The sequence below is a fragment of the Pseudarthrobacter sp. C1 genome, from assembly GCF_034720455.1.
In the GTDB taxonomy this organism is placed as follows: Bacteria; Actinomycetota; Actinomycetes; order Actinomycetales; family Micrococcaceae; genus Arthrobacter.
On the sequence record NZ_JAYESK010000011.1, the window covers coordinates 54,812 to 66,051 of the forward strand.

Annotated in this window: 11 protein-coding genes; 4 read left to right on the forward strand and 7 right to left on the reverse strand. The window is 66.8% G+C overall.

Translation table 11 applies throughout. The annotated features are described in order from the left end of the window. The first annotated feature begins 35 nt into the window (after positions 1 to 35). Entirely contained in the window at positions 36 to 956 is a 921-nt protein-coding gene (locus tag U7114_RS16675) for a diacylglycerol/lipid kinase family protein (RefSeq protein WP_157240275.1), read from the forward strand. A 6-nt stretch (positions 957 to 962) separates the two neighbouring features. Here U7114_RS16675 and U7114_RS16680 read toward each other — a convergent pair whose 3' ends face one another. The 6 genes from U7114_RS16680 to U7114_RS16705 all read right to left on the reverse strand — a co-directional run bounded on the left by U7114_RS16680 (position 963) and on the right by U7114_RS16705 (position 7,214). Beyond that, positions 963 to 1,688 carry an aspartate/glutamate racemase family protein gene (locus U7114_RS16680; protein ID WP_323057999.1) on the reverse strand — a complete coding sequence of 242 codons (726 nt, stop codon included), beginning with the start codon at positions 1,686 to 1,688 and terminating at the stop codon, positions 963 to 965. A 9-nt stretch (positions 1,689 to 1,697) separates the two neighbouring features. Beyond that, positions 1,698 to 3,122, reverse strand: coding sequence for an amidohydrolase family protein (locus tag U7114_RS16685; RefSeq protein ID WP_323058000.1), 1,425 nt, complete (start codon positions 3,120 to 3,122; stop codon positions 1,698 to 1,700). A 27-nt stretch (positions 3,123 to 3,149) separates the two neighbouring features. Further along, positions 3,150 to 3,938 (reverse strand): aspartate/glutamate racemase family protein, encoded by a 789-nt coding sequence (locus tag U7114_RS16690; RefSeq protein ID WP_323058001.1) that lies wholly within the window; start codon positions 3,936 to 3,938, stop codon positions 3,150 to 3,152. Continuing rightward, on the reverse strand, positions 3,935 to 4,618 hold the full coding sequence (locus U7114_RS16695) for a GntR family transcriptional regulator (RefSeq protein ID WP_157240280.1): 684 nt from the start codon (positions 4,616 to 4,618) through the stop codon (positions 3,935 to 3,937). Before U7114_RS16695 ends, U7114_RS16690 begins: the two co-directional genes overlap by 4 nt. Positions 4,619 to 4,698: 80 nt before the next feature. Next, the gene (locus tag U7114_RS16700) at positions 4,699 to 6,057 is read right to left on the reverse strand and encodes an MFS transporter (RefSeq protein ID WP_323058002.1); all 1,359 of its coding nucleotides are present in this window, start codon (positions 6,055 to 6,057) and stop codon (positions 4,699 to 4,701) included. Between the two features lie 317 nt (positions 6,058 to 6,374). After that, positions 6,375 to 7,214, reverse strand: coding sequence for an ACT domain-containing protein (locus tag U7114_RS16705; RefSeq protein ID WP_323058003.1), 840 nt, complete (start codon positions 7,212 to 7,214; stop codon positions 6,375 to 6,377). Positions 7,215 to 7,379: 165 nt separating this feature from the next. Here U7114_RS16705 and U7114_RS16710 point away from each other — a divergent pair, with 165 nt between their 5' ends. The 3 genes from U7114_RS16710 (at position 7,380) to U7114_RS16720 (ending at position 10,568) form a co-directional block, all read left to right on the forward strand. Beyond that, the gene (locus U7114_RS16710; RefSeq protein ID WP_323058004.1) at positions 7,380 to 8,462 is read left to right on the forward strand and encodes an FUSC family protein; all 1,083 of its coding nucleotides are present in this window, start codon (positions 7,380 to 7,382) and stop codon (positions 8,460 to 8,462) included. A gap of 53 nt (positions 8,463 to 8,515) precedes the next feature. Further along, a complete protein-coding gene (locus U7114_RS16715) occupies positions 8,516 to 9,259 on the forward strand; it encodes an IclR family transcriptional regulator (RefSeq protein ID WP_323058005.1) in 744 nt (247 codons plus the stop codon). A 121-nt stretch (positions 9,260 to 9,380) separates the two neighbouring features. Then, positions 9,381 to 10,568, forward strand: coding sequence for a 4-hydroxybenzoate 3-monooxygenase (locus U7114_RS16720; protein ID WP_323058006.1), 1,188 nt, complete (start codon positions 9,381 to 9,383; stop codon positions 10,566 to 10,568). 98 nt (positions 10,569 to 10,666) lie between these two features. On the opposite strand, the gene U7114_RS16725 is transcribed toward U7114_RS16720, so the two are convergent. Further along, the gene (locus U7114_RS16725; protein ID WP_157240286.1) at positions 10,667 to 11,206 is read right to left on the reverse strand and encodes a TetR/AcrR family transcriptional regulator; all 540 of its coding nucleotides are present in this window, start codon (positions 11,204 to 11,206) and stop codon (positions 10,667 to 10,669) included. Between the last annotated feature and the right edge of the window lie 34 nt (positions 11,207 to 11,240).

Consider the following 11,240-nt stretch of genomic DNA (forward strand, 5'->3'; position numbering starts at 1 on the left):
AGAAGTAGCCTTTCCATTCGCCACCAAAGGACGCCATGACTGCCAACAGCTCCACTTCACTCCAGCGCGCTGCAATCATCGTCAATCCAGCCAAGCCCGTGGACATCGACGTGCGCGGCCTGGTGGCCAAGCACTGTGTGGAAAACGGCTGGGGCGAGCCGCTGTGGTTCGAAACCACCAAGGAGGATCCCGGCGTCGGGCAGGCCAAGGACGCACTTGCCCAGGGCGCGGACATTGTCATCGCGGCAGGCGGCGACGGAACCGTCCGGTGCGTCGCCGAGGTCCTCTCCGGGGGCGACGTCCCGATGGGCCTGCTCCCGCTGGGCACGGGGAACCTCCTGGCCCGCAACCTGGGAATGGACGTCACGGACTACGACGGCGCCATGGCCGGTGCCCTGATCGGAACCGAGCGGAAGATCGACGTCGTCCGCGCCCGCCGGAGCGATCCGGACAAGGAGCAGCTGTTCCTGGTCATGGCCGGGGTGGGATACGACGCCACCATCATGGCCGACACCAACGAGGACCTGAAGGACAAGGTGGGCTGGCTGGCCTACGTGGACGCCGGCATCCGCAACCTCCCGGGCAAACCGGTGAAGGCCACCATCGTGATTGACGGCAAGACTGCCGTGCACCGCGGGGTCCGCAGCGTCATGGTGGGCAACTGCGGCAAGGTCCAGGGCGGCCTGGAGATCTTCCCGGAAGCCAAGATGGACGATGGCCTGCTGGACGTTGCCGTGCTGGCCCCGCACCACGGAAAGCTGGGCTGGCTGTCCGTGGTTGCGGGGATGATCGGCAAGGGCCGGGGCAAGGACACCGCGGTGGAGTACTACCAGGGCAAGACCGTTGAGATCACCCTGGAGCACAACGACGACTACCAGCTGGACGGCGACCACGAAGGCCAGGGCAAGCACGTCCTGATGACCATGGACCCCTCGGCTTTGACCGTCCGGATGTAGCCGTCGCTAGGCCAGGAGTTTCCCCCACCGCGGGTCAAGCAGCGGTGCGCCGGCGAGCCTGAGGGCGTGCCAGAGGGTCACTGCCACGGAGTCCAGCACGGGCACGCCGGTGCCTTCCTCGATCCCGGCCGTGATGTTGGCACCGTAGAGGTTGGTGCACAGGTAGACAAGGGCGTCCGGCGCGGTCGAAGCGAGTTCCAGGGAACCGGGCCGCATTTCGTCATCGGTGACCCGGGCGAAGGACTCATTGTCGCTCAGGCCCAGGGCACGGTGGTCCACCGTCTTGATGCCTTCCCGCTCGTAGGAGGCGATCACCTGGTGGTTCACGTCCTCCGTATAGGGCGTGAACAGCGCTATCCGTTCCGTACCGAAGCTCCGGAAGGCCTCGAGGTAGGCCAGGGTGGACGTGGTGGCAGGGATGCCGGTGGCGTCGGTGATTTCGTGCACGAGTTCCTGGTCGTGGGCCGAGCCCAGCCAGGAGCCGGAGGTGCCGTTCCAGGCGATAACGTCCACGTCCGCCGTCGCCAGCAGCCTGGCAGCCTCCCGCATCACGGCGGGATCAAACTGCCGGTCCGAGGAGTCGTCCAGTGCGATCCTGGTGACGGGGATGCGCGTGAAATGGACGGTGACGTCAGTCCGGTCACCGAGGATACGGTAGGTCTGCGGTTCCAGGCAGGTGTTGGAGGACGGCACGATCATGCCGATCCTGTGCGGGCGCGTGGTTGAAGGCATGGGGGGCTCCTAGAGGGCTGCGGCGGCAACGCCGGCGGGGATGGCGGGCTGGTGGTGGCGGAAGCCGTTGCGGGCGACGAAGCGTCCGGCAGCGCCGGGATCATGGAATCCATCGGAATCCAGCACCACGCGGCCGTGGGACACAACGACGGCGGGCCAGCCGGTCAGTGCCATCCCGTGGAAGGGGGAGAAGTCCGTCCCCATGTGCAGGGCGCCGCCGTCGACGGAACGCTCCTCGGCCGGGTCGAAAACCACCAGGTCGGCGTCAAACCCTTCCTCGATGCGGCCCTTGCCGGGAACGGCGTTAATCCGGGCAGGACCGGCGGAAAATACCTCCACGAAGTCCTCCACGCTGGCGCCGGCGGAGGTCATGGCGGTGAAGGTGACAGGCATGCGCGTCTCCACGCCCGGCAGGCCGTGCGGCATGGCCCGGACGTCGTCGGTGCGCTCGCGTTTCTGGGACAGGTCGTAGCAGGAGTGGTCCGAGGACATGGCGTGGATCGCCCCTGAGGTCAGCCGCTCCTTCAGCGCGGCCACTGTTTCGGCATCGCGCATGGGCGGGCAACACGCGTACCACTCCGGAAACCTTGAGGCGTATACGGAGTCATCGAGGGTGACGTAGTGGGGGCAGGTCTCGGAGAAGGCCGCCAGTCCGCGTGCGCGTGCTTCGGTTACCAGGTCCACCGCCCCCGGCGTTGACTGGTGGACAAAGTACACGGGAGCGGAGGTGTATTCCGCCATGGCGAGCGTTTCCTTGACAGACACTTCCTCGGCAAGTCCGGGCCGGGTCCGGTGCAGGTGCCCTATGCCGATCCTGCCGTCCTGTGCGTGTTGTTCCGTGCAGTCGCTGATGATCGGATCATGTTCGGCATGGATATACGTGAGTCCGTCCAACCGGACCATCTCACGCATGACCTTGAGGATAGTGTCCCCGTCCGCCATGGTGGTGCCGCGGTTCGTGGTGTACATCTTCACGGAGCGCACACCCTCCGCGGCGAGCTGTTTGAGCTGCCACGGCACGGTTTCATCCCAGGTGATGACAGCGCCGTGGAGGGCGACGTCGCACCGGGACTCGGTGGCCAGCTCCTTCTTGTGAAGAACGGCTGCGAGCGGCGTTTCCTGGGCGTCCCGGGGAATACCGAAGTCGATGATGGTGGTGGTGCCGCCCCAGAGGGCCGCGGTGGACGTGGTGCGGTAGTCGTCCAGGGTGCGGAAGCGCCCGGTCACCTGGGCCACGTGGCAGTGTCCGTCCACGCCGCCGGGGATGACCAGCATCCCGGTGGCGTCGATGGTCCGCACGGCCCGGGGCGCGGGTTCAGTGGCGTCGAGGAGTTGCGTGACCACACCGTCCCGGACAACGATATGGGCGATCCGGCGTCCGAAACTGTTGACGACGGTGGCGTTGGCAATGACAAGGTCTGGCTGGGGGGACATCGGTGTCCTTCTTCTGATGAAAGCGGTCTAAGTGGCTGGTACCGCCGGAGCGGCGCTGTTCCGGGCTGCGGAGAGGGCGGCGTCGAGGTTTTCACTGAGCCCCTTGCTGTCCTTTGGCGGTGGCGGGGCGAAGGCGCCTGCGCGGTGCGGACCGGACTGGAGCCCCACCACGGCCTCCGCCATCCGGATTCCGGCGGAAATGCCGTCAACAACAGGCACGGGAATCTCCCCCTCGAGTTCCCGGGCCAGTCCTGCGAGGGGAGCCCCGGCCAGGATAACGACGTCGGCTCCGTCCTCCGCGACGGCCTGCCGGCTCAGTGCCAGGAGGGTCTCCTTGAAGTCCTGTTGGACTGAGCCGATGCTGTTGAGTGTTTCGTTGATGGATCGGATGGAAGCGAGCCTTCCGAGGAGGCCGAACCGTTCCACGCAGTCGCGGTACCAGGGCTTGATCCGGTCCGAGATGGCAATGATGGAAAACCGGTGCCCCTGCAGGGCGGCGGTGCAGAGCGCGGCTTCGGTGATGCCGATCACCGGCACGTTGGCCAGTTCCTTGAGGGCAGGCATGCCGGGATCGCCGAACGCAGCCACCACCACTCCGTCCACGGGATCGGCGCCGGCCCGGGTATGTTCGGCGACGATTTCGGCGACAGCGCCGGCGGCGATGAGGGATTCGAAGCGGGTCTCGATGTATTCCACGCCATGGCCGGCGGTACGGACCACCAGTTCGGTGCCCGGTGCAGCAGACCGCAGGGCTTCGGATTCGATCAGGGCAGTGACATCGTCGCTGATGTTGGGGTTGATGACGAGGAGTCTCATTTTTTCTTCCGGTGAAGTTGGGGTTCTGTTTTCTGGAAGTCCTCCGGGAACTGCTCGCGGTACTTGCCGATGTGTGAGGCGGACTGGGCCGCGGCCGTGTCCGGGTCTCCGCTGGCGATCGCGGCATACAGGGCGCGGTGTTCCTGGATGAGTTCGGGCAGGTCGCTGACGTGCCGGAACAGCCAGTGCATGCGCCCCTGGAGCGGTTCAAGCGCGGACTTGAGGAAGTTGTTGTCCGCAATGCGGGTGATGGCGTCGTGGAATTCGCTGTTGGCACGGTGGGCTTCGCGGACGGCGCCCTTCGCGAGGAAACCCTCGGCGTCGTCGAGCAGGCCCTTCAAATATGCCAGGTCCTCCTGGGTTGCCCGCACGGCGGCAAGCCGGCATGCCAGCACTTCAAGGGACTGCCGGACGTCAAAGAGGTCCTCTACGTCCTTGGGGCTCAGGGTGCTGACTTCTGCGCCCCGTGCACCGCGGTCGCTGATGAGGCCCTCCTGGCGGAGCATGCGGAGTGCTTCCCGCACGGGCAGCCTGGAGACGGCGAATTCCGCCGCCAGGTCCCGTTCCACCAGCCGCGTGCCGGGAGCGTAGTGTCCTTCGAAAATCCGGGTGCGGAGGGTATCCCGGACGGCCTCGCGCAGCGGGCGTTCCTTGTCCTGGGTATCTTCTGCGGTAAGCATGGTGCTCCATTCGGATTCTTCGTGTGGCGTTTGCTCCCGGCAGCGGGGGCGTGGATGGAATGTTGCCTTGGATGGCTAGCTTAGACAGGAAGCCGCTTGTTGTAGTTCAGGGTCAGGACGGAGGCGCCCATTACGATCGCGGAGCCTACGAAGTAGAGCAGTGCCCAGGTGTAGGAACCGGTGGCCCCGACGATCAGGCCTACGGCGATGGGAGTGACGAAGCCGGAGATGTTGCCGCTGAAGTTCATGGCACCGCCCAGCACGCCGGCGTTGGTACGCCCGCCCAGGATGGAGGGGATGCTCCAGAAGAGGCCCACCCACCGGAGGAAGAACATCACCATCGACAGCAGCACTACAGCGGTTGTGGAATCCGGGACCACCGTGACACCGATGAGGCCGCCGATAACCACGGCGCTGGAGATGCCCAGCAGGGTGCGCATCACACGGTTGGCTGAGGCGCCGGAGGCACGCCACTTGTCGGCGATGGTGCCGCCAATGATTTCGCCCACGAACCCTGCTCCGAAGATCACGAAAGTGGACCAGCCGATGGTCTTGAGGTCAAACCCCTTGGCCTGGGCGAGGTAGAGCGGTCCCCAGGTCAGCAGGCCGTAGAACACGCCGTTGAAGCCCAGCCAGCCGAAGCACATGGCCCAGAAGGAACGGAACCGCAGGTAGGGGAGCAGGGCGCGCTTGCCCTGGCTGCCGTCGAGCTTTGCCTCGGCGTCCTCTGCTGCGTGGGAAGCCTCGATGTACGCCGCTTCTGCCTCGTTGACGCCGCGGTGGTTACGGGGGTTGTCGCGGACGTACCACCAGACGGCGAGGCCCATGAGGACAGTTGCAGCACCGGCGATGACGAAGGCCATGCGCCAGCTGCCCGTTGACGCGATCAGCCCCGCGATGATGATGCCGCCGAGGCCGGCGCCCAGGGGTGCGCCCGCGTCCAGGATGGTTGCGCCGCGGCCACGCTCGGATTTGTGCATCCAGATGGCGTTCAGTTTGCCGCCGGCAGGCATGACCCCGGCCTCGGTGACCCCGATGCCCATGCGGGCAATGAACATGCTGAGGAAACCGCCGGCCATGCCGGAGGCAGCAGTGGCCGCACCCCAGCCGACGCAGGACGCCGTCATGACCTTGCGGGGTCCGAATTTGTCGATGAGCCAGCCAACGGGAATCTGCATCAGGGCGTATGTCCAGAAGAAGGCGGAAAGCAGGAGGCCCACGAGCTCCGGGGCAAGGTTGAATTCTTTCTGGATGATCGGGAGCGCAACGGAAATGGAACCGCGGTCGATGTAGTTGACTGCGACCAGGACCAGCAGCAGCAGGAAGAGCTTCCAGCGGACAGCGGTGCGTCGTTGCACCCCGTCCTTCTGTGGTTCACCTGCGGTGGCGGAATCCAGGCTGCCGTCAGCGGCGGCTGTTTCAGTATTCGGGAAAGACACGGCTTCTCCTTCACGGGGAAGTTTGCGGATAGGGGAGGAACGAACGGGCGGGCGCGGCCGGCATTCGAGGGGCCCGGCCTGCGGGTGGAGGACAAACGAGAGGGTGGGCGATCCGGAGCGCATACCTGCTCTTTGCCATTTTTGGGATCCCAATTTGGGATCCCAAAATTAAAGGTAGAAGTGACCGGGACCACTGTCAAGGCTTTTTTTCCGTGCGGGACCGTTGCAGCTCGAAAAACCGCTTTGTGACTGCCGCGAGCCCCAACTGAGTAGCGCTAAGTGTCGTTTTGGAGGGTCATAACGACACTTAGCGCTACCTAGTTGGGGAGGCCCGGGGCCGGACGGTGGGCCAGGATTTCGGCCAGCTCGGCCAGGCGGTGGGCGCGGGCTGATTCCGCCGGGGTGAACGGCTCCCCGGGACGCACAAAGGTGATGGGGCCGTGCCAGGCCGTAGGAATCTTGAGCCGCGTTCCGGCGTCGTGCCTTTCCAGGCGCGCCTCGGCCGGGGAAAGAATCCGTGCCCGCAGCAGTTCGGCCACGGCAAGCGGCAGTTCATCCGGCGCGTCGGCGATCCGCGCCGCGAGGCTGAGCGCCTTCGTCTGGCCGTCCGCCATGGCCAGGGCTGTGGTGGGCCAGGCGCGGGACCGGGTGCCGCCGGCCTGCTGCAGCGCCTCGAGCAGCTGGTGTTCGTCCACATCACCGGGCGTCGACAGGACGAACTCGTCCAGCACGCCGCCGGCCACGGGGTGCACGTGGATGCTCAGGATGTTCGTGTCCAGGCGGGCCAGGGCCCTGGTCACCTTCTGCAGCGATCCCGGCTCGTCCCGCAGGACGGTGCGGGCCCGCCACAACGCCGGCGCCACAGCCAGCCGCCGCCGCTGCCGCAGGGCCGGAGCATGCAGCCAGCCGCGGAGCACCCGCGCCGCGGAGGGTTCCGCCACCCAGATGACCAGGACGGTGGCGGTGACGGTCAACACGAGGACCTTGGCCAGGTAGGGGAGCTCGGTGCCCACCACCAGGGCGTGGACCAGGAGTTCGATCGGAAGCATCACGGCCACGTTGGCCAAGGTCAGGCGCGTCCGGGTGGGTTCCGGCATCAGGCCGCAGACCTCGCAGCTCAGTTCAGCCTCGGGAGTGGTCCTTGCGCTGGGCTTCATGGTCCAAGGATTGCGCGGCGCTGTTTCGCGGGTGTTGCCCGGCTGTTCCGATCTCGCGACGCGCGCCGGGCGTAGGATTCTGGAGGAACGTCAGCGCAGCCGCCCCGTCAAACCGGAAACCGGGCCTCCCAGGCACCCTGTCCCGCAGGAAAGGCGCTATTCCACGTGAAGCTGCTCGCTGAAATGTTCAGCATCGCTCCCGGCAACAAGGACCACCACCCGGCCCTGAGGTGCGCGGTGGGCGTCTTCGTTCCGCTCTTCTCCCTGGTGCTGCTGGGCCGGCTGGATTTGGCCATCTTCGCGTCCTTCGGTGCCTTCACCGGGATTTACGGTCGCGGCGAACCCCACGGCACCCGTTTTGCCCTGCAGCTGCGGGCGGGGTCGCTCATGCTGCTGGTTATCCTCCTCGCAGCGCTCGCCGCCCGCGCGGGTGCGGCCTGGGGACTGGATGACGCCGGTGCCACCTGGCTCCTGGTCCTGGCCACCACGCTGGTGGCAGGCGGCTGTTCGGTGGCCATTTCCTGGTTTCGGCTGCGGCCTGCGGGGTCCCTCTTCCACATCTTCGCCTTCGCTGCCATCGCCTCGATCCCCAACCAGCCGCCGCTGTGGGAGGGCATGCTGGTTGCTGCCGCCACCACGGCCTTTTCCCTGCTGGTGGGCTTCTCCTCACGGGTGCTGCCCAGCCACCGCACGGCATGGGTCCGGCCGCGGCCCATCCGCCGCACCCCGGAAGAAAAGCGCGCCGCCTGGCTTGAGGGCATCGGTTACCTGGTGGCTGCCGGGCTGGCCGGTGCGCTGGCCACCTGGGCCGGCAACAGCCTCGGGTTCGGCCACAACTACTGGGCCATGGTGGCGGCCGTCGTTCCGCTGGTGGGCCACACCACGCGGCACCGTGTCCGCCGCGGCGTGCAGAGGATCATCGGCACCGTGCTGGGGCTGGTGGTGATGGCACTGGTGCTGGGACTTCAGCCGTGGCAGACCGTGCTGGTCATGGCGCTCTGCCAGTTCGGGGCTGAAATGTTCATCATCCGCCAGTACCTGCTGGCCCAGGTATTCGTCACGCCGCTGGCATTGGTGTCCACCCTCCTGGTGGTCCCGTCCTCGCCCGGGATCCTCCTCCGCGACCGCATCATCGAGACGGTCATCGGAGCCGTCGTCGGCATTGCCGTGGTGCTTGCCCCCGGAGCCGGGCGCCGCTTCCGGAAACGGACGACGACGGCGCCTGCCAAGGGTGCGCCGCCCGCCTGACATTCCGCATGGGTAGGCTTGAACCATCCATTCAACGGAAGCGCGGGTGTGCGATGGCCAATTCTGCCTCGGGTGACTCGGTGGTTGACCGGATCGTCCGGCTGATCTCTGCCTTTCCGGAGGACGTCAGCGCTTTGCAGCTGGCGGAACTCGCTGAACGCGCGGGTTTGCCGCTCACCACCACCCACCGGCTGGTCCGGCAGCTCGCCGGCCACGGTCTGCTGGAGGCCGCTCCTGGAGGCATGGTGCGCCCCGGGCTCAGGCTCTGGGAACTCGTCAACCGCACCGCCCCAACCCTTGCCCTGCGCCAGGCGGCCATGCCGTTCATGGAAGACATCCAGCAGGTCCTCAACCAAAACGTGAACCTGGCGGTGCTGGACGGCTGGGAAGCCCTCTTCGTCGAGCGGCTGTCCCGCCGCGGCTCGGTGGCCAACCGGGCCCGGGTGGCCGGCCGGATGCCCGTGCATACCTCGTCCGCGGGCCTGGCGCTGATGGCGCACCAGGACAAGCTGCTCCAAAGCCGGTACCTCGAGCAGTTTGAGGACCCCGACGGGAAGATCGGCACGGACGCTGTCCGGGTGCTGCTCAGCGAAACGTTCCACCAGGGCTATGCGCAGCTGAAGGGCGTTGTGGATCCGGACACCTGGGGCATCGCCGTCCCGGTGCTGGACCTGCGCCAGCGCGCGGTGGCCTCGCTCGGCGTCGTGGTTCCCTTGCAGGAGATGCGCCTGCAGGCCCTGGTGCCCGCCCTGCAGACAGCCGCACGGGGCATTGCGCGGAGGCTTGCGGAACCGTAACCGGAAAGATCTGCCTTCCGTTCAACGGAATTGGAATATCACGGTGCGCCGGCCGGCGCGCACACTGGAGGCAGAAGCACCCATCGGCCGGCAGCCGGCCCCGCAACGAAGCGAGAATGCCATGGCACGAACAATCATCACCACCCAGGTGGCCATCATGGGCGCAGGCCCGGCCGGCCTGATGCTGTCCCACCTGCTGGCCAAGGCCGGGATCGACTCCACCGTCATTGAAGTCCGCAGCCACAAGGAGATCTCCGAGACCGTCCGCGCCGGCATCCTGGAGCACGGCACCGTCAACCTGCTGGTGGAAAGCGGCGTCTCGGACCGGGTCCTGCGCGACGGCGACCGGCACGACGGCATTGAACTGCGCTTCAACGGCGAAAGCCACCGGGTGGACTTCAAGGATCTGGTGGGGGAATCCGTATGGCTGTACCCGCAGACTGACGTCTTCCTGGACCTCGCCGCCCGCAGGAAAGCCGACGGCGGCGACGTCCGCTACAGCGTCACGGACACCACGGTGCATGACCTTGAGGGCAAGCCGAAAGTCTGGTTCACGGACTCCGAGGGCGTGGAGTACGAAGTCCGGGCCGACTTCCTGGTGGGGGCGGACGGGTCCCGCAGCCACTGCCGGTTCCAGATCCCGGAGGCGCACCGCAAGTGGTACTTCCATGAGTACCCCTTCGCCTGGTTCGGCATCCTGGCCGAAGCCCCCCGCAGCGCCGACGAGCTCATCTATGCCAACTCCGCCAACGGCTTCGCCCTGATCAGCCAGCGCACCGAGACAGTCCAGCGGATGTACTTCCAGTGCGACCCCAAGGAGAACGTGGCCGAGTGGGATGACGAACGGATTTGGGCCGAGTTCCGCAGCCGGGTCAACGGCAACGGCTTCGTGCTCAAGGAAGGCCCCGTCATCGACAAGATGGTCCTGCCCTTCAGGAGCTTCGTCCACACGCCCATGCGCTACGGGAACCTGTTCCTCGCGGGAGATGCCGCCCACACGGTCCCGCCCACCGGCGCCAAGGGCCTGAACCTGGCCATCCACGACGTCAAGATGCTCTTCGAAGGGCTGGACAGCCACTACAACTCCGGCTCGGAGCACCTGCTGGAGACGTACAGCGACCGTGCCCTGGAGCGGGTGTGGAAGGCCCAGCAGTTCTCCTACTGGATGACCACCATGCTGCACACCCCTGCCGATGCGGATGACTTCTCCCGCGCCCGCCAGCTAGGGGAACTCAATTCAGTGGTGTCGTCCAGGCACGGCATGGCCTACCTCGCCGAGGCCTACACGGGCTGGCCGGGCACGCCTTAGAAGTACGCGCGCGGAGGTACCCGTGTGGAGGTACGACGGCGGGGCTGGCGCCGCCTCAGGCGGCAGGCCGGCGTCGTGCACGGCAGCGGAAGGCGCGCTCAGGGCGCAAGCAGCCGCCGGACTGCTGCGGCGATGGCTGCAGCATCAGGCTGCCCGTCCCGCCGGACCGTGAGCAGGTGGAGCATCACGCCGTCGCCGTAGTCGGCCACGTCCCGGGCCCGGGCGGCCGCATCGGTTACCCCAAGCGCCGCGAGGGTATTTTCCATGCCGCCCACCAGCCGGAAGTGCCCTGCCTTAACCGCGTCCGGCTGGTCCAGGGACAGGGCAAGGCGGGCGCGGGTGAGGGCCGCATGCTTCCCGGTGAGTGACAGCACCAGCCCGGCCAGCTGGTCTGCCAGTTCCGCAACGGTTCCCGGCGGGCCCGACGGGGCGAGGTCCTGGAGCAGCTGGCCGTCGAGCTGCTCCATGCGGCCCAGCGCGGCCTCCACGAGCGCCGCGCGGGTCCGGTAGTAGTTGGACGTTGTGCCTTCCGCGAGCTGCGCCGCCGCGTCAACGGCCCGGTGCGTGAGGCCCTTCATGCCTTTGTCCGCCACCACCCGGAGGGCGGCGTCCATCAGTTCCGTGCGGCGGTCAGGCATGCGCCCAGTCTAATTGACCGTTTCGCAAATACTA